We start from the raw sequence: 22,878 nt of genomic DNA, 5'->3' as shown, positions 1-22,878 counted from the left end.
TTTCTACGTGTGGCGTTCACGAAATAGACGTGGCGCACCACGCCGGACGCACGTGAACGCCAGAGGAACGGCCAGACCCAGGACGCACACCGCCAGATATTTGCTCCACGCCGTGGGGGTGAGGTGCGGGCTGTGGACGACGGCCACGGCAGCGATGGCGGCGAGCCACACGTGGATCCGCATCATGGCCTTGGCAGGAGAGAGAGGGAGGTAGAGCACCACGAGAATGAGCAGCATGCATTCGAGCAGGGAACGCTGCCGGTAGAAGGCTCCGCCGAAGGCCGCCAGATAAGCAGCGGCATAGGCCGAGGCTCCCAGCACGGCGGCGCGCCCGACCCCCGTGGTGTCCGCCCAGGCCCTGCGCAGTGCGGTAGGACCAAGGAAAAGAGAGGCGATCCAGATGACGGTTCCCAGATAGAGCCAGCGTTCCGGCACGGCGGTCTCCGGGCCGAACTCCCAGGGGAACGGCCCGAGCAGCAAGGTCACCAGATACTGAGGATGATTCAGCAGGTTCTGGGAGCCGTATCCCCCGCCGAAGGCGAGACGGGTTCCGTCGTGTACCTCCAGACTGTCCACAAGGCCGAAGAGCGTCATCAGGCGAGGAAGAATGAAGACGGCGGCGGCCCCGACGAGGACAAGGGAGCCCGTCAGGTACTCACGGCGGAATCTCATCCGGGCGAGCAGAGCTACCCCGAGAAAGAGGGCTGCCGCTGGTCTCAGGTACAGACATGCGTAGATGCTCAGCAGCGTGCTGACACAGGCGAGCGAGAAGCGCGCCCGGGTCTGCACGAGCAGGGACCACAGGACGATGCTGGTGATCAGCCCGTCCTTCAGGCCCCAGGCATCCCACAGCAAGAGGGACGGACTCGCGCCCACCATCAGTCCGGCGGCGGCGGCGCGCTTACGCCCCCGCCCGGACGTGAGAGCCAGTCCGTACGCGGCGACCGCGCCGGTGGCCGCGAGAAGAGCCAGAACCGTCTTGGCGGCCAGCCAGCCACCACCGGTCAGGAGCCTGCACAGGGCCATGACCGCCGGGTAGCCCCACACCGCGGAACCGACCATGCCCGAGATATTGCGCGGCTCCCAGGGGCTCCCGCTGCGCCAGGCCGCGGCAATCATGTCGCTGGCCGATCTATAGCCCTGAGCATCCGGAAAGAGCGCGTCGCCATTGGTCTGCGAGTGAACGACCAGAACAACACCGACGTGGAGAACAGCCGCCGCGGCGAGTACCGCCAGAGCGCCCAAGAAAGTACGTCGCGGACTGTCGGTCGGGGAAGGATCAGGACCGGCCGGTTTTCTGAGCACGGTCGCTGCGCGCATGGTCAACCGGCCTCTTTCGATCTGTATTACTTCGTTCCACGGACGACATAGAGCCCGCGAATGCGTTCGATCTCGAATTCGCTCAGGCGAAGATCCCTGCACCAGCGCTCGAGTCGGCGCCGCGGCTGGGGCCGCTCGAATTGCGGCGAGAGCCAGTCGAAGGTGTCCAGGATCGTCCAGGTCCGCAAGGTTTGACTGTCGGTCAGCCCGAGGTGGCGGTGATTGGCGACGGGAACCAGCCGGGTCAGGTAGTCGCCCACCCGTGGAACTGCGCCGAGACGCATGGAAACGGGCAGCAGTCGCGGCGCCACGGATTGGACAACGCTGTAGAGCTTGCCGGGAGGAATTCGCTTGGTGACGGGCCGCAGCAGTTGCCGTAGATGCGGATAGGCGACGATCGCCGCGTACACGTCGATGCAGAACTTTCCACCGGGACGGAGGTAACGGAAGATCGTCTTGAAGGACCGCTCGACGTCGGGCGTGTGCTGGATGACCCCGAGGCAGACGAGGTAGTCGAACGACTCGTCCACCAGGGGGAGATCGTAGATGCTGGCCTGGAGCAGCCGCAGGTTGGCGAATCGGCCGTTGGATGTGGCGTTGGCGTCCACCGCTTTGGAAATGTCGAAGGAGGTTACGGCAGCGCCCGTCTGGCAGAGCACTTCCGTGAAGCGTCCGGCGCCGCTTCCGCACTCAAGAACTTCGCGGTCCTGAAGTTCATCAGCGGTCCAGCCGCTCTCCCGTAGCAGGCGATCTCTGGATACGGGGAGCCCCACATACGAGTCGAGCTGGGTAAGCCGATGCGCATTCCATTGATACCCGAACGATTTCGCGTAGTTGTCCTCGGGAACGAACCGCGGGATCCCGTCACGCACCGGATAGGTCCCTCTGCACCTTTCGCAGGTCAGTGTGGTCTCTCCGTGAAGCCGCGCACGGCAGTTCGGACACCGAAGCGTTTCGAACCAGCCACCGTCTCGGTTCTCCTCAGCGAGGCCATCGGCCAATCTCCCGTGCATGCAGGACAAGCTAACTGATCGGTCGCATTGCGGCGGGCAAGCACTCGCGTGTCGTGTTCTTGCCGCATATTACGACGAGTTAGACATGCAACCGAATCACGAGATCCACCATTCACCCGCCAGAAGAGGTCACCGATTCAGAGCACACCGCGACGTTTCCCGAATCGAGGGGCGGGCGTTGCGCGACAAACCGGGCGAAATGGCCGTATCCGTGTGGTATGTATCTCGGGGCCTCGGCGGTCAGCCCGCGAGGCAGTGCACCGGCGAGCGGGAGCCCGCGATGTTGGCGGACCGGTCATCCGACGGTGCAACACAGGGGAGCGTTTATGTGCGGTGTAGCTGGAATCGTGTCCACCAGCCCTCCCGATCCCGAACAGGTGCGGACGATGTGCCGCCTCATCACCCATCGGGGGCCCGACGGAGAGGGCTACCACACCGACGCCAACGCAGCGCTGGGGATGCGGCGACTCGCCATCATCGACGTGGTCGGCGGAGGCCAGCCCGTCTACAACGAGGACCGCACCGTCGCGGCGGTCTTCAACGGAGAGATCTACAACTTCGTCGAGCTGCGCGAGCAACTGATCGCGCGCGGGCACCGATTCGCCACCGACGGCGACACCGAGGTACTTGTCCACCTGTACGAGGACCACGGCGAGGACCTGGTCGCGCATCTGCGGGGGATGTTCGCCTTCGCGATCTGGGACATGTCACGGCGCCGGCTGCTGATCGCACGGGACCGGGTGGGCAAGAAGCCGCTGTACTACCGGCAGTCCGGGACCTCACTGGCGTTCGCGTCGGAGCTGAAGGCTCTGATGGCCGATCCGGCGGTGTCCCGTGAGGTGGACCCGGTGGCTCTGCATCACTATCTGACCTACCAGTACGTGCCGGCACCCTGGTCGATCTACCGCGGAGTCCGCAAGCTGTCCCCCGGGCACCTGCTGGTCTGGCAGGACGGGGAGGTGAGTGAGAAGCGCTACTGGAAGCTGGACTTCACGCCCCGGCCGGTGGGCTCCGAGCAGGATGCGGCCCAGCAGGCAAGGGAATTGCTTCTGGATGCAACGCGGGTCCGAATGGTCAGCGAGCGTCCGCTGGGGGCGTTTCTGTCCGGTGGCATCGACTCCTCCGCGGTGGTGGCCGCCATGGCCCGCCTCAGCGACCGGCCCGTGAAGACGTTCTGCATCGGATTCGACGACCAGCGTTTCGACGAGCGTTCCTACGCGGCGACCGTGGCTCGCCGCTATGGAACCGACCACCATGAGTTCGTGGTGGCGGGATCGGCCGCGCTGGAGGTTCTGCCCACGGTGACGCGGCACTTCGACGAGCCGTTCGCCGACTCCTCCGCCATCCCCTCCTTCTTCGTGGCCGAACTGAGCCGCCGGCACGTGACGGTGGTGCTCAACGGCGACGGTGGGGACGAAAGCTTCGGAGGCTACCGGCGCTATGCGTACATGAAGAAGGTGGGGCGGCGGCAAGCCCCCCGCCGGCTGCACGGCGTGCTGAACCGTGTCGGCTCGGCACTGGCGGAGGCCAGCACCACGCCCCGGTTGCGCAGGGTCGGACGGGGCCTGCGGCTGCTGGGCGAGACGCCACAGCACCGCTACGCCAGCCTCATGTCCTACTTCACCAACGAGAGCAAGGACGCTCTCTACACGGATGCGATGCACGAGCAGCTGGACCACCTCGACAGCTACGAGCTGATCGGGGAGGTGTTCGACACGTCCCGTGCAGACGAGGACGTCAACCGGTTGATGGACGTCGACGTCAACACCTACCTTCCGGGAGACCTGCTCGTGAAGGTGGACATCACCACGATGGCTCACTCGCTGGAGGCCCGCTCTCCGTTCCTGGACCACCATCTGATGGAGTGGGCCGCGGGGCTGCCCGGCCGGTGGAAGGTCGACGGCCAGGTGACCAAGGCCCTGTTGAAGAAGGCGATGGCTCCTTGGCTGCCGTCCGAGCTGATCACGCGGCCCAAGGCCGGCTTCGGGGTGCCGCTGGCGGACTGGCTTCGCAGCGAGCTGCGACCGCTGGCTTTCGATCTGCTGACCGACCACACCGCCCGCTCTCGTGGCCTGTTCCGGCCCGAGGTCGTGCGCGGGCTGCTGCAGGACCATGACGAAGGGCGCGACCGTTCCACGCGGCTGTGGTCACTCCTGCAGTTCGAGTTGTGGCATCGCACATGCGCCGAGACCTCCTGCGACATCGCAACTGCCCCTCCCGAACCCGCCGCCCAGGGGCACTGTGGCTGACACCGCGCGACAGGTTCTCGGCATACTGGGCAGCCGGGCTGCCTGCCTGATGCTCTCCCTTGTCACCAGCGCTGTTATCGCCCAGTCGCTGCAGCCGGAGGGCCGCGGTGTCTACTACATGGCGGTCACGGTCGCCACAACCGCCACCATGCTGGGGCACCTGTCCGGGGAGCAGGCGCAGAGCGCCCTGTGGACCGGCACCGAGCGCCGCGAGGCACTCGCGGGCAACAGCGTGCCACTCGCCCTCACGCTCGGGACACTCAGCGGGCTTGCGGGGACCGCCTTTGTGGCCGTGGTCGGCCCTGAAACCCTGAACCTGCCGGGGCAGTACCTGGTGGTGATGGCCTGCCTGAGCGTGCCCTTCGGCATCGCATCGAACTACGCCGCAAACATCGCTTTGCTGCGGGGGCGAGTCGATGTGGCGAATTGGTCGATGCTGGCGGGTGCGCTCGCCCAGTGCGCCGCGGTGGCCGCACTGGCGGCCGGGGGGCGGTTGAGCGTCGGAGCCGCGGTGATTGTCTGGGTCGCCGCCGGCTGTGTCCCCCTGGTGGTGTTCACCGCCGCGGGGGCAGCTGCGGGACGCCGCCGGGACCTGAAGCTGGCGCGCACGACACTGACCACCGGCGCCCGCTACCACCTCGGACCCGCCTCGGTTTACCTCTTGATGAACGCCGACATCTACCTGCTCAGCGCACTCACCGGCGCGCGGGAGGTGGGCATCTACTCCCTGGCTGTGGGCCTTGCCGGGTACAGCCGCATGCTGGCGGATGTCGTCTCCCAGGTGATGCTCAAACGCCAGTTCAACTCCAGCGACACCGAATCCGCCGACGTCACCGCCCGGATCACCCGGTACGCGGTCCTGCTGGCCACGGGCTCGGCACTGGTGCTGACGCTGGCCGCGCCGCTGCTGGTTTCCGCCGTGTACGGTGCGGCGTACGCCGAAGCCGTGCCCCTCGTGCTGCTGCTGGCTCCCGGCGTGATGGCCCTGGGGGCGAGCCGGCTTCCGAGCACCTACCTGCTGCGGTCGCGCCGCGCGCGGACGGTCGTCGTCCCGTCCGTGATCGCGTTGACGGTCAACATGGCCCTGAACCTGCTGCTGATTCCCCTGTGGGGTGCCGCGGGCTGCGCGCTGGCGTCCTCGCTGGCATACGTACTGCTGGCCGCCCTTCAGACGCGACTGTTCACCAGGATGACCGGCGTCCCGGCCCGGGAGCTGCTGCCGACGGCCGCGGATCTCCTCACCCTCCTCGCTTCCGCGCGTCGCTGCGTTCCGGACAAGCGAGCTGCCGTCTGACTGCCACTCGACAGTGGCTTCGGACTGGCGACAGCCGCCGGGCGGCCGTTCACCCGGACGACGGCGCGTCGCGATCGATACCAGAACAAATGCGACTGAGAGCCTGGATGGAAGGAGCACCCCCCGTGTGCGGAACTGCTGCTGGACGGAGCTGTGATCAGTGACTGGATGCCGCGACACCGAGGCCGTACGGATCACCGGGAATGCCGCCACCGATACCGAGCTGGCGCGAGTGAGCCTGATGATCGGTCAACTGGGGCTGGGCGGGGCCGAGAAGCAGGTCGTGATGCTGGCCCGTGGTCTGGTCGCCCAAGGCATTGAGACCACGTTGCTCCTGCTGTGCCAGCGAGGGCCGCGTGAGGAAGAGCTGGCCGGTTCCGGAGTGAGGATCGTCAGCCTGGGTTACCGGGGAATCACGCGGCCATGGGTGGACCTCCGGCGCGCCGTCAGCGACACCGCTGCCGCCCTGCGGGCGTTCGCCCGGCTCGTGGCCCACCTGCGGCGCGCGCGACCGCAAGTCCTGCACGCCTACTTGTTCCACTGCTACATCGCGGCAGCTCCCGCGGCCCGCCTGGCGCGCGTTCCGGTGTGCGTGGCCGGGCGGCGCAGTCTGGGCACGTTCAAGGAAGGGCGCCGCGTGCAGCTGGCCGTGGAGCGCGTGGCCACCCGTATGACCGACTTCGTCGTGGCGAACGCGCATGCCGTCGCCGCGGACGCCCTGCGCCAGGAAGGCTTGCCGCAGGACAAGATCGCCGTCATTCACAACGGCATGGAGGAGCAGGACTTCCGGGCGGTCGCACCGGCTGACCTGACAACGGATCTGCCCGTGGTGCTGTGCGTCGCCAACCTGCGTACGTACAAGGGCCACCAGTACCTGCTGGACGCCGTCTGCCGGTTGCAGCAGCGGGGGCAGCGCTGCACACTCGTCCTGATCGGGGAGGGTCCGCAGCGGCCCGATCTGGAACAGCAGGCAGAGCGGCTGGGCATCGACGTACGCTTTCTGGGCCATCGCACCGATGTGGCAGCTTTCCTCGCCCGCGCGGACGTCGTCGTACTGCCTTCCCTGGAGGAGGGCTTGAGCAATGCGGTCATGGAGGCCATGGCCGCCGGCCGGCCGGTGGTGGCGACCGCCGTCGGCGGAACACCTGAACTGCTGCGCGACCGTGGGGTGCTGGTGCGAGCGGCTGATGCCGAAGCTCTGGCGGAGGGCCTGCACTGGATGCTCACGGACCACACCGCCGCCGCACGACTGGGAAAGGCCGCCCGGGAATGGGCACTTGAGCACCTGAGCGCGGACACCATGGTGGAACGGCACGTCAGCCTTTACCGGAAACTGCTGGAGCGCGGATAGCCCCTCGACCGGGAACGCGGCGCCGCCCGCGCCGGGCGGTTCGCACCCGGCGCGGGCGGTTCGCAGGGGCTTCGGTTCGTGACGAAGGTCAGGCTGCAGCTGTCACGCTGCGAGCAGCAGGCGACGTCTGCGCGTTGTTCTGATCAGTGATCGAGGCGAAGACATACTCGTTGCAGCCCAGACCCCCTCTGCAGGTCTTGAGATGGCGCAGCTCCAGCCCATGGCGCCGGCCCACACGGAACACCTCTTCCGGAGCGGCGACTTCGAAGGGATAGCCGCCGACCCAGTCGATGAGGTCGTAGCGGGCCGACATCCCGCGAGCGCGGCGGTCCTCACCGCCGGCGGGGCGACGCCCCGTCGTGACCGACTTCAGCAGGGTGACCGCCCTTTGGGGAGTCCTCAGGTACAACCCGCTTCCGGCGACCAGCAGGCGTCGCGCCAGCGGGCCGGAGGAGTTGTAGGTGCGCTTGACGCCCCTCCACATCCGGCTGCGCAGACCCTGATCGTTGTAGATCGACACGTACAGCAGGCCGCCGGGAGCGACCAGTCGGCAGGCGGTGTCCAACGCCTCCCACAGGGCGCCCGTGTGGTGCAGCACTCCCCAGGAGTAGACGATGTCGAACTGTCCGAGGCGGGAGACGAGGGAGGAATCGAGCACCGAACCCTGCTCGACATGCCAGTCGCTGCCGGGTGCGTATCGGTCGCGCAGCTGCTTGGTGGTCGCCACGGCGTCGGGGTCGTAGTCGAAGGAGTGCACCCTGGCACCGAGTTGAAGCGCGGCCAGCGAGAAGAGCCCGCTGCCACAGCCGATGTCCAGGAAGGCGCGCCCCGTAAGGTCGCCGGTTCCCAAGGCCGCCACGAGGGAGTCCCGGGCGGCGGCAATACGGTCCTCGTCGACCAGCTGGCTGAACTTCTGCCAATTCTGGCCAAAGGCAAAGCGCTTACCCTGCTCAACCTCGCTGGTGCAGTCGATCACCTCAAGGTCTCCTTCCTTCTGGGGGCGTGTACCGCAGGCGCCGGCGCCACCCCCTGTGCTCGACCCGAGGAGAAACGCGCGTACTGACGCGGTATATCAGACGCCCGGCCGAGAAGGGGGTCGACGCTGCGGTGACGGATACGGAATCGGCCGAATAGCGGGCCTCCGACGGACTCCTTGGCCTGTCGAAATATTTCCGAGAGGGGTTTCCAAAGCGACAGAAACACAATTCGCGCCCTTGCCGGATACCGGAGTGCGCTCGGCCTAATATCGGGCACATGTCGACCACCACGCACAGAAGTACGGGTTCCGGCATTCCACGCCTGCGCGTGATGAGAGTCATCACGCGAATGAACGTCGGTGGTCCGGCAGTTCAGGTCTCGGCCCTCATGCGAGGGCTGGATCCCGAACGATTCGACCATCTTCTGATCACCGGTCAGGTGGGTTCGGGTGAGGCGGACTATCTGGATCAGCAAGCGGCCGACCTGCCTGTCCATCGGCTCGAATGGCTGGGACGGGCCGTGCGGCCCACCGACGACGTGCGCTGCGTTGTCGAACTGGCCAGAGCCATGCGCCGATTCCGGCCCCATATCGTCCACACGCACACTGCGAAAGCGGGCGCCCTCGGTCGGGCGGCCGCCGTCATGGCGCGTGTCCCCTCAAGGGTGCACACCTTTCACGGCCATCTCCTGCACGGTTATTTCTCCCCGGCGAAGACCCGCGTCGTGGTGCAGGCAGAGCGCTCGCTGGCAGCTTTCAGCGATCGCCTGGTCGCCGTTGGCAGCCGGGTGCGGGACGACTTGCTCGCCGCCGGTATCGGAAAGGTGAAGCAATATACGGTCGTGCCGCCGGGAACCAGGCTCGCAGGCGCACCGGAAACCTCGGAAGCCCGGCGGTTGCTCGGTCTCCCGCAGGACTGTCCCGTGGTCGCCTACGTGGGGCGAATTACCGGAATCAAGCGGCCAGATCGCTTTCTGGCCGTGGCATGCGAAGTACGTCGCGCCGTTCCCGCGGCGCATTTCGTGGTGTGCGGAGAAGGTGACTTCGAGCCCGATCCGGAGGTGGTCGCCGAACTCGGTGACTCGCTCCACCGGCTGGGCTGGCGCGCGGATGTGGAGACCGTCTACGCGGCCGCCGACCTGGTGTTGCTCACCTCGGACAACGAAGGCATGCCGGTCAGCCTGATCGAGGCCGGGCTGGCGGGACTTCCCGTGGTGGCCACGAACGTCGGCAGCGTCGCGGAGGTCGTGCAGGACGGTACGACGGGGCTCCTCGCACAGCCGTCGTCCACCGAACTCGCCCGGCACACGGTGACGCTTCTGCGCGACGGACAACTGCGCCAGGAGATGGGGGCACGGGCACGAACGTTCACCGCCCGGCACTTCGGCGAGGAACGTCTTGTGGCCGACACGCAGGCTCTCTACACCTCCATCGCGGTCGCCCGCCAGTGGTGGACCGCATCCCCGTTCGAAAGGTCAGCACTGTGAACGTCCTAGTCACCGGAGGTGCCGGATTCATCGGTGCCAACCTCTGCCGAGAGCTCGCATCACGTCCGACCGTGGGCAAGGTCATCGCTCTGGATGACCTGAGCACAGGATTCGCGGCCAATCTGGCGGGAGTCGACGCGGAGCTGATCGAGGGCAGCATTCTCGACCCCGAACTCCTCGACGACATCGTGTCGGGAGTGGATGCTGTCGTCCACCTTGCGGCCCGCCCGTCGGTACCGCGGTCTCTGGCGGACCCCCTCGCCAGTCACAACGTCAACGCGAACGGGACGGTGTACGTCCTCGAGGCCTGCCGACGCCATCGCGTCCCCGTGGTCGCCGCCTCGTCCTCCTCGGTCTACGGAGCCGTCCCCGTACTTCCCAAGCACGAGGACCTGCCCACGCGGCCCATGAGCCCCTACGCCGCGAGCAAGCTCGCCACCGAGTCGTACGTCCTTGCCTACGGGGCCTCGTTCGGCCTCCCGGTCCTGGCGTTCCGGTTCTTCAACGTCTACGGGCCGCTGCAGGCGGCGGGTCACGCCTATGCCGCCGTCGTACCGGCCTTCATCGATGCCCTGCTGCGCGGCACACCGGTGAGAATCTTCGGCGACGGACTCCAGACGCGGGACTTCACCTACATCGGAACCGTCGTCAGGGTGCTGGCCGACGCCGTCCTGCGCGAGGTCACGTGCCCCGGTCCGGTCAACCTGGCCTTCGGTACGCGGGTGCCGGTCATCGACCTGACCCGGCAGCTCGCGGACATCATCGGGGCTCCGGCCGACATCCGGCACGAGGCGGCGAGGCAGGGAGACGTCCGCCACTCCCAGGCCTCGGGCGGCCTCCTGCGCGAACTCTTCCCGGATATCGCCCAAGTGCCGCTGGAGCAGGGGCTGGCCGAGACCGTGCGCTGGTTCCGTACCCTGCCCGAGTACGAGGCGGCGGCGCCTGCCGAGCGCCTCACGGTGGAAGTGGGCTGACCACAGTTCTGAGGGGAGCCCCGGCGATACGCCGGGGCTCCCCTCAACTCTGTGGCCGCGCCGTCTACGTGTACACAGGGACTCTCAACAGCAGACCCCACGCCAGCGCGGTCACCGCGGTCACCACAACCACCGCGGCAAGCACCGCGCTCTGCGGGAACACCCTGAACATGACGAGCACCGCCGTCAGAGACGACATGGCCGCGAAACCGCCGAGGACAACGGTCACCTGGCGGACGGTCAGCCCGAGGCTGCGCAGCCGGTGGGCGATGTGGTCCCTGCCGCCCTGCAGCAGGGGCCTGCCCTCCCTGCGGCGGGCGACCATGACCAGGCCGGTGTCCGCGGTGACCACCAGCGTGATGAGCAACAGGCTGGTGTACCCGGAAAGGGCGGCGGTGTCCCTGTGCAGGGTCACGGTGGCGGACGACACCAGAAAGCCCACGAAGAGCGAGCCCGCGTCACCGAGAAAGATCCGCGCGGGATGCCAGTTGTGGAAAAGGAAGCCCGCGCTGGCTCCGGCGAGGGCAGCCATGACCGGGGCAAGGCCGGCCAGTCCCACGGAGAGGGCGGCGCAGCACAGGAATCCCGCGGTGACGGCGGTCACGGTGGACACCACGCCGTCCATGTTGTCCAGCAGGTTGAACGCGTTGGTGGTGAAGAGGATCCATCCGACCGCGACCACCACGTCGAGCCATGAACCGAAGAGAACGGGATGGCCGCACCACAGCACCACCGCCAGGGCTGCCGCCGCCTCGACACACAGACGCAGACGAATGCTGAGCGGACGCAGGTCGTCGCCGAGGCCCAACACGGCGATGAGCGAGGCGCTTGCGAGCAGGACGAGGACTGTGGTGTCGGTCCCCGTCACGACGACTGTCGCCGCGCACGCCGAGCCGACCGTGGCGATCGCGACCGCGATGCCGCCGAGATAGGGAGTGGGACGGACATGGACTTTGCGTGCGCTCGGCCGGTCGGTGTACCCGCGCCGCAGGGCCAGGCGTCGCAGGGGCTCGGTCAGCAGGGCGGCGATGAAGAGTGCCCCCACGCCTGCGACCGCCGACACGAGCCACGGACTCAGACCGGACATGGACCCACCAGCGCCGTCCGGCTCTTGGCGTCGCCTGGTCCTCCCTTCGCCGAGCTGTCGGCGGCCCCGAGTGCCTGCCTCCTCACGTCGCTCCGGGCGTCTTCGACGGCGTCGACCAACACGTCGTCGAGGTTCCGATGCGGCTGCCAGCCGGTGAAGTTCCTCAGTTTCGTGGTGTCGGGGACCCTGCGCTCCATGTCCTCGAACTCCGGTCCGTAGACCTCGCTGTACGAGAGACGATGCACCGTCGAACTGCTCTTGGCGCACGCGATGATCCGCCGCGCCAGTTCCAGAACGCTGATCTCCTCGTCGCTCCCGATGTTGAAGGTCTGGCCCACGGCCTCCGGACGGTCGATCAGCAACAAGAGCGCTTGGACCACGTCTGCGACATGGAGGAAGCAGCGGCTCTGCTGTCCGGTGCCGTAGACGGTGAGGGGTTCTCCCCTCACTGCCTGACGGGCGAATCTCGGGATGACCATGCCGTAGGCGGCGCTCTGTCGAGGGCCGACGGTGTTGAAGAACCGCACGATGGTGGACCGCAGTCCGTACTCCCGGCGGTAGAGCTCGGCAAGGATCTCATCGACCGCCTTGGCGGTGCTGTAGGACCACCGCGGGACGGAGGTGCTGCCGAGGACGCGGTCGGAAGTCTCGCTCAGCGGTCCGGACGAGTTCTTGCCGTAGATCTCCGACGTGCTGGCAATGAGGACTCTCCGGCCATGGCGGTGAGCGGAACTGAGCACCGTTTCAGTGCCCTTGGTGTTGATGGTGAAGGAATTCAGTGGCTGTTCCACGATGAGTTTCACACCTACGGCCGCCGCCAGATGCACCACGACATCGCATTCACTGACCAGCTTGTCGACGAGCGATGTATCCAGTACGGAACCGTGGACGAACTGGAAGTGACCCTGCTCGCGCGCTCGTGCAAGGTTCACCAGGCTTCCCGTGCTGATGTCGTCGAGTGCGACGACCGGCTCACCACGCGCCAGAAGTGCATCGACGAGATGGGAGCCGATGAAGCCGGCTCCTCCGGTGACCAGGTATTTCGGACGTTCCATCACGCCGTCACTCCATGTCTGCGGGTGGGCGTTGCCGGGGGCAAGTGCCCGGCAACGCACGGAAACCATAGCCAGGGATGGCGCAAAAAGAATGAATTGAATCCCGCCCTTAGACCATTCGCACTCCTTGGCTGCCGACATGCCCCCATTCGCCTGGCGCGTGTTCACTCGGGAGACGGACAGAAAGCCGCGTCGGGCGAGCACCGGGCATATCCCAACGAAACATTCTGCATGGCCAGCAGAGAGGAGTCCGACCATGTCGGAGGCAACAAAGAAGGTAGTGGTGGTCGGCCAGGGGTACGTGGGCCTTCCACTTGCCGTTCGCGCAGTGGAGGCCGGGCGCAACGTCGTCGGTCTCGATGTGGACGAGATGCGCGTCAAGCGTCTGGCCGGCGGCGAGTCGTTCGCCGAGGACGTGACGTCGCCCCGCCTGCTGGCCGCCCTCAACTCGGGCCGCTATGTGCTGAGTACCGACTACGCGGACGCGGCGGACTTCGATGTCTGCGTCATCACGGTGCCCACGCCTCTGAAGGAGGGCGCCCCCGACCTGAGTTTCGTGGAGAGCGCCGCGCGGGAAATCGCCCTGCACCTCCGGCCGAACGCCACGGTGATCCTGGAGTCGACCACGTACCCGTGCACGACCGAGCACGTGGTGTGCCCGATCCTGGAGGCGGGCAGCGGGCTTCAGGCGGGCAAGGACTTCTTCCTCGGATACAGCCCGGAAAGGATCGACCCGGGAAACCCGACCTGGCGGCTGGAGAACACCCCGAAGGTCGTCTCCGGAATGGACGAGGACTCCCTGCGACATGTGGAGCTCTTCTACGAAGACATCGTGGACCGCACCGTCCCTGTCAGCTCACCCCGCACGGCCGAGCTGACCAAGCTCCTGGAGAACACGTTCCGCCATGTCAACATCGCCCTCGTCAACGAGCTGGCGATGTTCTGCAAACCGCTCGGCATCGACATCTGGGAAGTGATCGACGCCGCTTCGACGAAGCCCTTCGGCTACATGCGCTTTCTGCCCGGGCCCGGCGTCGGCGGACATTGCCTGCCCATTGACCCGTCCTACCTCTCGTGGCAGGTCAAGCAGAGGCTGCGGCACGACTTCCGCTTCGTGGCATTGGCCAACGACATCAACAGCCATATGCCCGACCATGTGGTGCTGCGGGTGGCCAGAGGGCTCAACGCCCGGCGCAAGCCGGTCAACGGCAGCCAGGTTCTGGTCCTCGGGCTCGCTTACAAGAGGAACACCGGCGACATCCGGGAGTCCCCTTCCGTCGCGGTGGCTCTCGGGCTCCAGCACATGGGCGCTCACGTCCTCGCCGTGGAACCGCACGTCGACCCTCGTCAGCTGCCCGACGACATTCTGTGCGTCGACCTCACGGAGGAACAAGTCGCGGCCGCCGATGCCGTGGTCATTGCCACCGACCACGACTCGTTCGACTACGCAATGGTGGAGCGTGTCGCCGACTACGTATTCGACGCCTGCAATCGATGCCGCGTGGAAACAGTCGAGCGTCTCTGAAAAGGCGGCCGGTGCACTCCATTGGGGTACGAAAAGTCGAGTGCACATGCCATGCGCCCCAAATCCCTGAGCCTGCTCCTAGGCTGACTGCTCACTCACTGCCTCCGACTGGGGAATGGCCTTGGATCTGCGCGACTACCTACGTGTCCTTTCCCGTCGTTGGCACGTCATCGCCCTCGTGACTGTGCTGGGGACGGTGGCGGGCGTCCTGGCGAGTGTCCTCGTCACTCCGGAGTACCGGGCGACGACCACGCTCTTCGTGTCCCTCCAGGCCGACACCAACACCTCCCAGCTCAACGAGGGCAACTCGTTCGCCCAGGCCAGAGTCCAGTCCTACGCCGACGTGGCGGAGAGCCCCGCGGTGACCGGACCGGTCGTGAAATCCCTCGGGCTCACGATGACGTCGGACCAGCTGGCTGAGCGGGTCGAGGCAGAGGCGCCGCTCAACACCGTTCTGGTCCGCCTGACCGTCACCGACACCGGTGCGGAACAAGCCGCCCTGCTCAGCAACGCGGTCGCTCGGCGCTTCGCCGACGTGATCAGGAAGCTGGAGCGTCCCGAGTCGAGCAAGCTCCCCTCCCCGGTACGGCTCACCGTGACACACCCTGCCGCCGTGCCGACCGCGCCCTCGTCCCCGAACACCGCGGTCAACGTTGCCCTGGGTCTGGCGGTGGGCCTGCTGCTCGGACTCGGGCTGGGTGTGGCGCTGGAGACGGTGGACACGTCGATGCGTGACTCCAAGGCCCTCGCCGAGTGCCTGGCAGCCGCCGGGGGGCCCGCCGTACTGTCCAGCATCGTTCAGGACCCGCGTGCCGCACGGCAACCGGTCTCCCTGCGCGACGACATGCACAGTCCGCGTGCCGAGGGCTTCCGGAAGCTTCGTGTCAACCTGCAGTTCGCGGAAGTGGACCAGCGGCCGAAGGTGATCGCCGTCACCAGCCCGCTGCCGCGTGAGGGCAAGAGCAGCGTGTCGGTCAACCTGGCCGCCACACTGGCCGAAGAAGGGGCAAAGGTATGTCTGATCGACTGCGACCTGCGCCGGCCGTCGATTGCTCCGGCCCTCGGCCTGGTCAGGGACGCCGGGCTCACCACCGCTCTGGTGGGCCAGGCCGAACTGCATGAGGTACTCCAGTCGGCCGGTACCTTCTCGGTGCTCGCCAGCGGGAGGATCCCTCCCAACCCGACGCAGCTCCTGGGCAGCACCTATTTCGCCTCCCTGCTGCGCACTCTTGCCGAGCAGTTCGACCACGTCGTGGTGGACACGGCCCCGGTACTCCCCTTCGCCGACACCACAGCGATGGCACCCGCCATCGACGGCTACCTGCTCGTGGCGCGCGCCGGGCGGACGAGCCGGAGCCAGGTCGTCGACGCCTTGCGCATCCTCGAACGCGTCAACGTCCCTGTGCTGGGAGCCGTGTTGAACGCGGCTCCGGTACGCGGAGAGGGCGACGCACACGCCTATGCGTACAGCTACCGGCCCAAGCAGGACACGACAGCCCGGCTCACCGCGCTCGTGTCGTCGCGCTTGGCGGCAGTGGTGCCCGGCCGACGGCCGGCCGACAAGGAGCACGGAGCGCGGGTGCCGTCCAAGACACGATCGTAGAACCGGGCAGCGTGAGGTCATGCGTGCCGCACTGACGGTCCCCGTCGTGGTCGTGGCTCTGGTCGGTGGACTGCTCGCCACGTCGTGTGGGACGGGGGGCGGGGCCGGGGAGATCGGCCGCGGCCCTGCGGTGCGGGCCGCGACAGGGATCGAGCAATTGCGGGCCGAGGTCGTCGGAACCCTGCCCCATGACCCGAAGGCCTTCACCCAGGGCCTGGAGATGACCGAAGACGGCACGCTGTACGAGAGCACGGGCGTGGTCGGACAGTCCTCGGTCCGGGCGGGCCCGCTCGACGGATTTCCGGCAGTCCGCGCCGAGTTGGCCCGGCCGCTGTTCGGCGAAGGGATCACCGTCATGGGACCCACTCTGTGGCAGCTCACCTGGCGGAACGGCCTGGCCCTCGAACGGGACGCGCGAACGCTGGCCGAGCTGCGCCGGGTCCCGTACGGGGACGAGGGCTGGGGCCTGTGCCACCAGCGGCATCGCGACCGGCTGGTGACGAGCAACGGCTCCTCCCGGCTCACGTTCCGGAACCCCAGGACACTCGTGAAAACAGGGGAGGTTGCCGTCACCGCCGGTGGGCGCCCCGTGAGCCGGCTGAATGAGCTCGAATGCGTCGGCGACCTCGTGTACGCCAACGTCTGGCGGTCGGACCGGATCATGCGCATCGACGGGAATAGCGGCACGGTCACCGGGGAAATCGACGCCGCGGGGCTGCTCACGCCACAGGAGGCTGCCCGAGCGGATGTCCTGAACGGTATCGCGGCCGTTCCCGGGACCCGCCAGTTCCTGCTCACCGGCAAGTGGTGGCCCAAGATGTTCCGGGTCGCGTTCGTTCCCCGGTGACCCACACCGTCGGCCGTTTGTGGATCAGCTTCCGGACGCCCTGGCCCACAGGTGGTGCATCGCGTACGACCTCCACGGCCGCCACCTCTCCCCATCCCCCGTCTGCGCTCGCACCGCCACGTCGTCCGGCAGCAGGACGTCCGGGTCGCCGAGCGCCCGCATCCGGATGTAGCCCGCCGTCCGGCGGTCGATGCCCGGCAGCGTGAGCAGCTGCTGTTCCGCCTCGCCCCGGTCAGCCCCAAGGTCGAGGATCAGCGAGCCGTCCGCGAGCGCGGTCGCCAGGGTGCGTAGCGCGGTGGGCTCCGCAGCCGTCAAGTCCTCGACGCGCGGGAAGAGATGTGTCAGCCCGCCGCTCGGCTCGGGCAGCTTCTGCCCGTACGCCGCGACAATCTCGTCGCAGAGCTCCCGCCGGCCCAGCACGGCCCGTACCGCGAGCTCGTGGGGATCGGCCGTGCCCGGCGCGCGCAGACCGGGGCGGGCCGCGACCAGGGGAGCCAGAGCCGGGTCTGCGCCGAGGCGTTCGGCGACAGCGCAGGGGTCGGCGTCGAGGTCGAAGAGGCGGCGCATCCGCTGGGTGGCGGTCGTCAGGTCCCGCAGGTCCGTGAGGTGCAGTCGGCACTCCAACCAGCCCCCCGCGCCCGGCTGTTCGGCGACCTCGGCCACGCCGGATCCGCCGGGCAGCCGCAGAGTGCGCCGGTAGGTCCGGGTACCGCGCTCGCCGACGATCTCCTCGATGCCGGTGACGGCACGCGCGGTGAGGTGGTCGAAGACCTCCGCCGAGGCGTACGGGCCGCGATAGGCAAGCCGCAGTGGCACCCCGGAGGCGCCGTTGGCCGGGGCGACCGGGCCGAAGCGCGAGCCGCGTCCGGGCCGGGCGGAGCGCAGTTCGCTGGGGGTGGCCGCGTAGATCTCGCGGATGGTGTCGTTGAACTGCCGCACGCTCGCGAAACCCGAGGCGAAAGCGATCTCCGCCGCCTGCAGGGTGGTCGTCTGCAGCAGTACGCGTGCGGTGTGTCCGCGCTGGGCGCGGGCGAGGGCTATGGGGCCGGCGCCGAGCTCCGCGTTCAGCTGCCGCTGGACCTGGCGGGCGCTGTAGCCGAGCCGGTCGGCGAGGCCCGCGACGCCCTCGCGGTCCACGATGCCGTCGCCGATCAGCCGCATGGCCCGGCCGACGACATCGGCGCGGGCGTTCCACTCGGCGGAGCCCGGCACCGCGTCGGGGCGACAGCGGCGGCAGGCCCGGAATCCCGCGCCCTGGGCGGCTGCGGCCGTCCGGTAGAAGGTCACGTTCTGGCGCTTGGCCGTGATCGCGGGACAGCTGGGGCGGCAGTAGATCCCGGTGGTGGCCACGGCGAAGAAGAACATCCCGTCGAACCGGGCGTCCCGGCTGCTCACCGCCTCGTACCTGCTGTCCATCCTGCTGTCCTCGATCGTCATACGGCCAGTATGGGCACCGCCGGGGGCCGGGGCTGGCGGAAATCGGACATGACGTTCGGCGTGGAGTTGTGCGGCGCACGGCCACCGAGAAGTTGCCCTCCGGCCTCGAACAGGTCCGTCGCGCGGCGCGGTTCATCGGGACGCCGCGTCGGGACACTCGTCGTTCACGGCACCGACGACGCCTCCAACCCGACGGTGAACGCACCGCTGATCACGGGGGCGTTCCGGCCGCCCCCGCGGTGCGCGAGGATGCAGGGTGTCCGGATGCCGCCGGGCCATGATGGACGGACGCTGGAGACATGGCTGTGCACCCACCGATCGTTGTACACCGGATCTCCCCGTCGGGTGGCCGCCGGGTCACCGTGCGGGATCAGATCATGGGGCTCGCCCACTCCGACGACCAGTTGCTGGAATTCCTCCGCCGGGCCGGGCTGCCCGACGCGGACAATCTGCTCGACGACCCGACCTGGATCGAGTGGGTGGGCGACCGGCCCCATGAGTACGACCCCCTGGAACTCATGCCGTGAACTGCCCCCGCCCTGCGGCAGGGCCGGGCGAACCCGCTGCCCGGCGTGCATTGTCAGTGCCTCGCGAGATGCTTGACGGTCCGACACCTTTCCAAGGGGGCAACCGACATGACCGACTCCGAACTCGCCGCGGCACAGGCGTACGTACGACTGCTGCAGACCACCCGGGCCGTCCTCTCCGAAACGGAACAGCCGCTGCTCCCCCTGCCGCTGCTCACCGCGCCTATCGCCGAGGCGGACGAGGCGCTGAGCGCTCTCGGCATGGCGGGCAACGAGGCCGACTTCTTCCGTCTGGTGTCCAGGCTCCAACCCGCGCTGCGCGAGGACAGGCGGGTTTCCTGAGTGCGGGGCGCCGGTTGAACTGACAACTATCCGCCCTTCCGGCGTACTCCCCTACGCCCTCTCAGGCGAGTCGTGGCCGGACAGCGGGCCGCCCCGGGACCGTAGCCCCGGGGCAGCCCGTCCACCTGGCCGGGGACTTACCGTCCGCCCGGCTTCCTCGCCTGGTCGGCGGCCTTTCGCACGGCCTCCTGGGTCGAGCCGGCGATCTGCTCGCCCCGGCCCTCCGCCTGCATGCCCCGGTCGCCCATGGCCTTGCCCGCGGATTCCTTCATCCGACCCTTGACCTGCTTGCCCTTGGCCTTTGCCTTACCCATGACATGTCCTTTCGGGTTTCTCGGGTGTGGCGTGGAACGCCGTAACCACACTGCGCCCATCGCTCAAAGTACGCAACTGAACACTTATCGTGACAATTTGATTGATCTTGCTCGACCTGTGACGCACTCCAAGGGCTCAGCCGCCGAATTCCGGCAGGAACGTCGAGCAGAACGCCTTCAGATCGGCCGGTCTACGGCTCGTGATCAGCGTTGCCGGGGCGGCGCGGCAGACCGCGACCTCCTCGTCGACCCAGGTCCCGCCCGCGTTGCGGATATCGGTTCGTAGGCTGGGCCACGAGGTCAGGGTCCGACGGCGGACCACGTCCGCCTCCACCAGCGTCCACGGGGCGTGGCAGATCGCGGCCACCGGCTTGGCGAGGCCGAAGAAGCGTTTGACGAACGCGACGGCCGCTTCGTCCATACGCAGTGCGTCCGGATTGGCGACGCCTCCCGGGAGCACCAGCCCGTCGTAGACCGCGGCATCACTCTCGGCGACCGTCCGGTCGACGGCGAAGGTGTCGGCCTTGTCGAGGTGACGGAATGCCTGCACACGGCCGGGCTTCGTCGACAGCAGTTCCGGCTCTCCACCGGCGTCGACGACGGCCTGCCACGGCTCGGTCAGCTCGATCTGTTCGACCCCTTGGGGGGCCATGAGGAACGCCACTCTCATGGGGCTCACGTCCTTTCGCGCGCCTTGCTCGTGCCGCTGTCGGTCGCCGGGTTCCCATGGCTCGGCGGAGTATCCCCCGTTACGAGTTCGGGGTTGATCACCGGCAAACCGGCGACGAGCCACAGTCCGCGGCCACACCTGCCGACCGGGCGCCCGAGCCGACGGGGCACAACAGCGACGGCTGACGACCTGCCCCAAGGACAGGCCGTCAGCCGTTCACGTGGTGCGGGCACCTACAGGGGGCGAGGGTCCCCGCTGCCCATGCCGCCTTCCTGCTCGCTCTGCTCCTGCAGCTTCCGGGCCTTCTCCTGGAGCCGCTGACGCTCCTGCGGGTCGTTCGTGCGCTCCGCGGCCTCCTGCATCTGCTTGGCCTTCTCGCGCATCTGCCGGACTCGGCCACCGGATTCACCTGCAACGCTCATCGTCACTCCCTGGACGTCGGGTAGAGCGGACTCCCTCAGCGAAGCAGCGCCCCGACACGCTCGCAATATGAACCGTTACGCGCTGCAACCACCGCAGGACCGCGCCGCGGACGGTGCCCGTGAGCGGTCCGGGTCCACGAACGGGTCGTTGCTCGGGTGCGCCTCAACTTGCTCGATTCCGCAGGGCACTTTGGGCAGGTCGTCGTAATCTGGTAGTAATCACCCTCCCAAGCCTGGGGGAGATCATGGAACTTGCTTTTCTCAAGCCGCTCTTCGATCGTCCAGGCCCCTGGGCCTCCGTCTACATCGACACCTCGCGCGCGACCGAGGAAGCCACAAAGGTCCAGAAGCTCCGTGAGCGCTTTGTGGCGGCGCAGCTCATCGACGCCAGCGCCGACGCCTACACCGTCAAGGCGGTGATCGACACGCTCTCCCATGAGCCGGTCTCCGGGGCGCCTCCCGGCCGGGCGATCTTCGCCGCCGGCGCCGAGGTCGTGCTCGACCTACGGCTCGCCGTATCTCCCCTCAACACCGAGGCGACGTGGTCGATCCTGCCCCACGTCGCCCCGCTCGCCGGGCTGCGTGGCGACGAACCCCCCTGCCTGGTGGCGTACATCGACCGGACCGGCGCCGATCTGGAGCTGCGCGACGCACACCACCGCGAGACCCTGGGCCATGCCAACGGCAAGGAGTGGCGGGGCCGCGGGCATCGCAGCATCCCCGCCGACCGTTACGAGTGGCACTACCGGAACAAGGTCGAGAACAGCTGGAACGAAACCGCCGACATCATCGCGGGCGAGATCGCGAAGCAGTGGCCCGACAGCGGCGCCCGGCTGCTGGTCCTGACCGGAGACTCCCGCGAGCGCAAGGCGGTGCACCACCGGCTGCCGGAACACATCCGGTCCGCTGCCGTCGAGGCCGAGAGCGGCAGCAGATCGCCGGGCGCCTCCAAGAGCGTGCTCGACCGCCAGATCGCCGAGGCCCGTGAGGCGTACGCGCGCAACCGGCTCCAGAGCGCCCTGGAGCGCTTCCGTATCGGACGCGGCCGCCCGGGCGAGCACCGCAAAGCCTCCGTCGACACCGGCCGCGGGGATGCCGCGGAAGGGGTTCCGGCTGTCGTGGACGCGGCCCGCAGCCACCAGGTGGCCACGCTCCTGCTCGCGCAGGACGCGTCGGACGCGGCACGCGACGTATGGATCGGCCCCGGCGTGGACGACGTCGCCGTACAGCGCGGCCAGGCCCAGGCGATGGGCGTCGCCAAGCCCGTCCAGGCACGCGCGGACGACGCGCTGCTGCGGGCGGCCGCGGCGGCCGACGCCGAGGTACTGCTCGTGCCTCAGGGCATGCACGGTCCGGCGGGCGGGCTGGGAGCGGTGCTGCGCTGGAGCACGCCGTGACCATCCAGGTGGCCGATGTCCAGGCACCTGGGACCAGTTGGGGACCATCTGTTCTGCACGATGCTCAGGGGCAGGACATGCTCATGTAGATCGCCTGCTCGCCCTCGGATTCGGTGCCGTGGTAGAGGGCAGTGTCCAGTCCGCAGAAGGCGAAGCCCATCCGCGGTTCACGCCGCCAACTGACGCGGTCAAGCCCGTTGTTCCGCAACTGGCCCCAAGAATGGTCAAGGGCCGTTTCAGATTGCACTGAAACGGCCCCTGATCTGCGACTCTTACAAGTCGGGACGACAGGATTTGAACCTGCGACCCCTTGACCCCCAGTCAAGTGCGCTACCAAGCTGCGCCACGTCCCGCTGCGCGAATCCTCCCGGTTTCCCGGCCGAGCGCGCAGGAGAACACTACCTCACCGCACCGGGCCACCGGACGCACGGCCTGCGGTCATTCGCTCCCGGCCGACGAGTCGGCAGCCGGGGACTCGACGGGTCCGGAGGAATTCCAGCCGGGCGTGCGCACGTCCAGCCGCAGATCCTCGGGCACGACCTCCTGGCCGCAGTGACGGCAGCTGTGGACCATGTCCAGCTCTTCGCCGCACGAGTGGCCGAAGACGGCGGGCGGCTCGGCGACGAGCCACCGGTCGCCCCACGCGCGCAGCGTGGTCAGCACCACCAGCAGGTCCCGCCCCGCCTCGGTGAGGTGGTACTCGAAGCGCGGAGGGTGCTCGCTGTACTGCCGCCGGGTCAGGACGCCGACGGACTCCAGATGACGCAGGCGCGCGGTGAGGACATCGCGGGGAGCGCCGGTGTTGCGCGCGATCGCGGCGAAGCGGCGGTTGCCGAAGCTGATCTCCCGCACCGCCAGCAGTGACCACTTCTCGCCGACGGCCTGGAGCGATGCGGCGATCGAACAGGGCCGGCCACGCGAGTCGAGGGCGAGTGCGGGGAGCTTGTGGTCCTCGGTGGTGCGTGCCTTCATGCCACTAGGTTGCCAC

22 protein-coding genes, 1 tRNA gene and 1 pseudogene are annotated in these 22,878 nt (G+C 68.0%); 11 read left to right on the top strand and 13 right to left on the bottom strand.

The genetic code is table 11. The features are described 5' to 3' along the window. Positions 1-3 precede the first annotated feature (3 nt). From OG741_RS33445 to OG741_RS33435, 3 genes and pseudogenes are all read right to left on the bottom strand, one after another. The gene (locus OG741_RS33445; RefSeq protein WP_405603890.1) at positions 4-1,245 is read right to left on the bottom strand and encodes a hypothetical protein; all 1,242 of its coding nucleotides are present in this window, start codon (positions 1,243-1,245) and stop codon (positions 4-6) included. Positions 1,246-1,346: 101 nt separating this feature from the next. Then, the gene (locus OG741_RS33440; protein ID WP_405605902.1) at positions 1,347-2,192 is read right to left on the bottom strand and encodes a class I SAM-dependent methyltransferase; all 846 of its coding nucleotides are present in this window, start codon (positions 2,190-2,192) and stop codon (positions 1,347-1,349) included. Then, positions 2,193-2,333: pseudogene (locus OG741_RS33435) on the bottom strand (Trm112 family protein); the annotation flags it as partial. Between the two features lie 218 nt (positions 2,334-2,551). Between OG741_RS33435 and asnB the strand changes: the two are divergent. The 3 genes from asnB to OG741_RS33420 all read left to right on the top strand — a co-directional run bounded on the left by asnB (position 2,552) and on the right by OG741_RS33420 (position 7,227). Further along, the gene (asnB, locus tag OG741_RS33430) at positions 2,552-4,582 is read left to right on the top strand and encodes an asparagine synthase (glutamine-hydrolyzing) (protein ID WP_405603888.1); all 2,031 of its coding nucleotides are present in this window, start codon (positions 2,552-2,554) and stop codon (positions 4,580-4,582) included. Next, positions 4,575-5,876, top strand: coding sequence for a lipopolysaccharide biosynthesis protein (locus tag OG741_RS33425; protein ID WP_405603886.1), 1,302 nt, complete (start codon positions 4,575-4,577; stop codon positions 5,874-5,876). The genes asnB and OG741_RS33425 overlap by 8 nt, the downstream gene beginning before the upstream one ends. Before the next feature lie 160 nt (positions 5,877-6,036). Further along, positions 6,037-7,227: a glycosyltransferase gene (locus OG741_RS33420; RefSeq protein WP_405603884.1), complete on the top strand. Its 1,191-nt coding sequence runs from the start codon at positions 6,037-6,039 to the stop codon at positions 7,225-7,227. A gap of 88 nt (positions 7,228-7,315) precedes the next feature. Here the strand turns inward: OG741_RS33420 and OG741_RS33415 are convergent, their stop codons facing one another. After that, complete coding sequence (locus OG741_RS33415; protein ID WP_405603882.1) at positions 7,316-8,203, bottom strand: class I SAM-dependent methyltransferase; 888 nt, start codon at positions 8,201-8,203, stop codon at positions 7,316-7,318. A gap of 278 nt (positions 8,204-8,481) precedes the next feature. Between OG741_RS33415 and OG741_RS33410 the strand changes: the two genes are divergently transcribed. Together OG741_RS33410 and OG741_RS33405 are read left to right on the top strand one after the other, a co-directional pair. After that, positions 8,482-9,690, top strand: coding sequence for a glycosyltransferase (locus tag OG741_RS33410; protein ID WP_405603880.1), 1,209 nt, complete (start codon positions 8,482-8,484; stop codon positions 9,688-9,690). Further along, a complete protein-coding gene (locus OG741_RS33405; protein WP_405603878.1) occupies positions 9,687-10,664 on the top strand; it encodes an NAD-dependent epimerase/dehydratase family protein in 978 nt (325 codons plus the stop codon). Before OG741_RS33410 ends, OG741_RS33405 begins: the two co-directional genes overlap by 4 nt. Positions 10,665-10,728: 64 nt before the next feature. On the opposite strand, the gene OG741_RS33400 is transcribed toward OG741_RS33405, so the two are convergent. Beyond that, positions 10,729-11,751, bottom strand: coding sequence for an MraY family glycosyltransferase (locus OG741_RS33400; RefSeq protein ID WP_405603876.1), 1,023 nt, complete (start codon positions 11,749-11,751; stop codon positions 10,729-10,731). Next, positions 11,739-12,947 (bottom strand): NAD-dependent epimerase/dehydratase family protein, encoded by a 1,209-nt coding sequence (locus OG741_RS33395; protein WP_405603874.1) that lies wholly within the window; start codon positions 12,945-12,947, stop codon positions 11,739-11,741. Before OG741_RS33395 ends, OG741_RS33400 begins: the two co-directional genes overlap by 13 nt. A 115-nt stretch (positions 12,948-13,062) precedes the next feature. Between OG741_RS33395 and OG741_RS33390 the strand changes: the two genes are divergently transcribed. From OG741_RS33390 to OG741_RS33380, 3 genes are all read left to right on the top strand, one after another. Continuing rightward, a complete protein-coding gene (locus tag OG741_RS33390) occupies positions 13,063-14,331 on the top strand; it encodes a nucleotide sugar dehydrogenase (RefSeq protein WP_266483707.1) in 1,269 nt (422 codons plus the stop codon). 115 nt (positions 14,332-14,446) lie between these two features. Next, the gene (locus OG741_RS33385) at positions 14,447-15,934 is read left to right on the top strand and encodes a polysaccharide biosynthesis tyrosine autokinase (RefSeq protein WP_405603872.1); all 1,488 of its coding nucleotides are present in this window, start codon (positions 14,447-14,449) and stop codon (positions 15,932-15,934) included. Positions 15,935-15,953: 19 nt separating this feature from the next. Continuing rightward, positions 15,954-16,781: a glutaminyl-peptide cyclotransferase gene (locus OG741_RS33380; protein ID WP_405603870.1), complete on the top strand. Its 828-nt coding sequence runs from the start codon at positions 15,954-15,956 to the stop codon at positions 16,779-16,781. Positions 16,782-16,805: 24 nt separating this feature from the next. On the opposite strand, the gene OG741_RS33375 is transcribed toward OG741_RS33380, so the two are convergent. After that, positions 16,806-18,218 (bottom strand): DNA-3-methyladenine glycosylase 2 family protein, encoded by a 1,413-nt coding sequence (locus OG741_RS33375; protein WP_405603868.1) that lies wholly within the window; start codon positions 18,216-18,218, stop codon positions 16,806-16,808. Between the two features lie 299 nt (positions 18,219-18,517). On the opposite strand from OG741_RS33375, the gene OG741_RS33370 reads away from it, so the two are divergent. Both OG741_RS33370 and OG741_RS33365 read left to right on the top strand, forming a co-directional pair. Next, positions 18,518-18,745: a hypothetical protein gene (locus tag OG741_RS33370; protein WP_266483695.1), complete on the top strand. Its 228-nt coding sequence runs from the start codon at positions 18,518-18,520 to the stop codon at positions 18,743-18,745. 108 nt (positions 18,746-18,853) lie between these two features. Further along, entirely contained in the window at positions 18,854-19,087 is a 234-nt protein-coding gene (locus tag OG741_RS33365) for a hypothetical protein (RefSeq protein ID WP_405603866.1), read from the top strand. Positions 19,088-19,224: 137 nt separating this feature from the next. Here the strand turns inward: OG741_RS33365 and OG741_RS33360 are convergent, their stop codons facing one another. From OG741_RS33360 to OG741_RS33350, 3 genes are all read right to left on the bottom strand, one after another. After that, the gene (locus OG741_RS33360; RefSeq protein ID WP_405603864.1) at positions 19,225-19,401 is read right to left on the bottom strand and encodes a CsbD family protein; all 177 of its coding nucleotides are present in this window, start codon (positions 19,399-19,401) and stop codon (positions 19,225-19,227) included. 136 nt (positions 19,402-19,537) lie between these two features. Next, positions 19,538-20,071: a type 1 glutamine amidotransferase domain-containing protein gene (locus tag OG741_RS33355; RefSeq protein WP_405603862.1), complete on the bottom strand. Its 534-nt coding sequence runs from the start codon at positions 20,069-20,071 to the stop codon at positions 19,538-19,540. Between the two features lie 233 nt (positions 20,072-20,304). Beyond that, on the bottom strand, positions 20,305-20,493 hold the full coding sequence (locus OG741_RS33350) for a DUF6381 family protein (protein WP_405603860.1): 189 nt from the start codon (positions 20,491-20,493) through the stop codon (positions 20,305-20,307). 245 nt (positions 20,494-20,738) lie between these two features. On the opposite strand from OG741_RS33350, the gene OG741_RS33345 reads away from it, so the two are divergent. After that, positions 20,739-21,890 carry a hypothetical protein gene (locus tag OG741_RS33345; RefSeq protein ID WP_405603858.1) on the top strand — a complete coding sequence of 384 codons (1,152 nt, stop codon included), beginning with the start codon at positions 20,739-20,741 and terminating at the stop codon, positions 21,888-21,890. A gap of 64 nt (positions 21,891-21,954) precedes the next feature. On the opposite strand, the gene OG741_RS33340 is transcribed toward OG741_RS33345, so the two are convergent. From OG741_RS33340 to OG741_RS33330, 3 genes are all read right to left on the bottom strand, one after another. After that, on the bottom strand, positions 21,955-22,098 hold the full coding sequence (locus OG741_RS33340; RefSeq protein WP_405603856.1) for a hypothetical protein: 144 nt from the start codon (positions 22,096-22,098) through the stop codon (positions 21,955-21,957). Between the two features lie 71 nt (positions 22,099-22,169). Next, positions 22,170-22,243 (bottom strand) — tRNA-Pro (locus tag OG741_RS33335). Between the two features lie 85 nt (positions 22,244-22,328). Further along, positions 22,329-22,862 carry a winged helix-turn-helix transcriptional regulator gene (locus tag OG741_RS33330; RefSeq protein ID WP_405603855.1) on the bottom strand — a complete coding sequence of 178 codons (534 nt, stop codon included), beginning with the start codon at positions 22,860-22,862 and terminating at the stop codon, positions 22,329-22,331. Between the last annotated feature and the right edge of the window lie 16 nt (positions 22,863-22,878).

It is taken from the genome of Streptomyces sp. NBC_01410, assembly GCF_045040195.1.
Taxonomy (GTDB): Bacteria; Actinomycetota; Actinomycetes; order Streptomycetales; family Streptomycetaceae; genus Streptomyces.
This window is presented reverse-complemented; position numbering and strand designations above follow the sequence as displayed.

Bases quoted from the DNA above. Each gene is read 5' to 3' on its own strand.
- OG741_RS33345 (WP_405603858.1), top strand. From the start codon at position 20,739: ATGGAACTTGCTTTTCTCAAGCCGCTCTTCGATCGTCCAGGCCCCTGG.
- OG741_RS33375 (WP_405603868.1), bottom strand. From the start codon at position 18,218: ATGACGATCGAGGACAGCAGGATGGACAGCAGGTACGAGGCGGTGAGC.
- OG741_RS33410 (WP_405603880.1), top strand. From the start codon at position 8,482: ATGTCGACCACCACGCACAGAAGTACGGGTTCCGGCATTCCACGCCTG.
- OG741_RS33385 (WP_405603872.1), top strand. From the start codon at position 14,447: ATGGCCTTGGATCTGCGCGACTACCTACGTGTCCTTTCCCGTCGTTGG.
- OG741_RS33350 (WP_405603860.1), bottom strand. From the start codon at position 20,493: ATGAGCGTTGCAGGTGAATCCGGTGGCCGAGTCCGGCAGATGCGCGAG.
- OG741_RS33395 (WP_405603874.1), bottom strand. From the start codon at position 12,947: ATGTCGGCAGCCAAGGAGTGCGAATGGTCTAAGGGCGGGATTCAATTC.
- OG741_RS33380 (WP_405603870.1), top strand. From the start codon at position 15,954: ATGCGTGCCGCACTGACGGTCCCCGTCGTGGTCGTGGCTCTGGTCGGT.
- OG741_RS33390 (WP_266483707.1), top strand. From the start codon at position 13,063: ATGTCGGAGGCAACAAAGAAGGTAGTGGTGGTCGGCCAGGGGTACGTG.
- OG741_RS33400 (WP_405603876.1), bottom strand. From the start codon at position 11,751: ATGTCCGGTCTGAGTCCGTGGCTCGTGTCGGCGGTCGCAGGCGTGGGG.
- OG741_RS33360 (WP_405603864.1), bottom strand. From the start codon at position 19,401: ATGGGTAAGGCAAAGGCCAAGGGCAAGCAGGTCAAGGGTCGGATGAAG.
- asnB (WP_405603888.1), top strand. From the start codon at position 2,552: ATGTATCTCGGGGCCTCGGCGGTCAGCCCGCGAGGCAGTGCACCGGCG.
- OG741_RS33365 (WP_405603866.1), top strand. From the start codon at position 18,854: ATGACCGACTCCGAACTCGCCGCGGCACAGGCGTACGTACGACTGCTG.
- OG741_RS33355 (WP_405603862.1), bottom strand. From the start codon at position 20,071: ATGAGAGTGGCGTTCCTCATGGCCCCCCAAGGGGTCGAACAGATCGAG.
- OG741_RS33330 (WP_405603855.1), bottom strand. From the start codon at position 22,862: ATGAAGGCACGCACCACCGAGGACCACAAGCTCCCCGCACTCGCCCTC.
- OG741_RS33370 (WP_266483695.1), top strand. From the start codon at position 18,518: ATGGCTGTGCACCCACCGATCGTTGTACACCGGATCTCCCCGTCGGGT.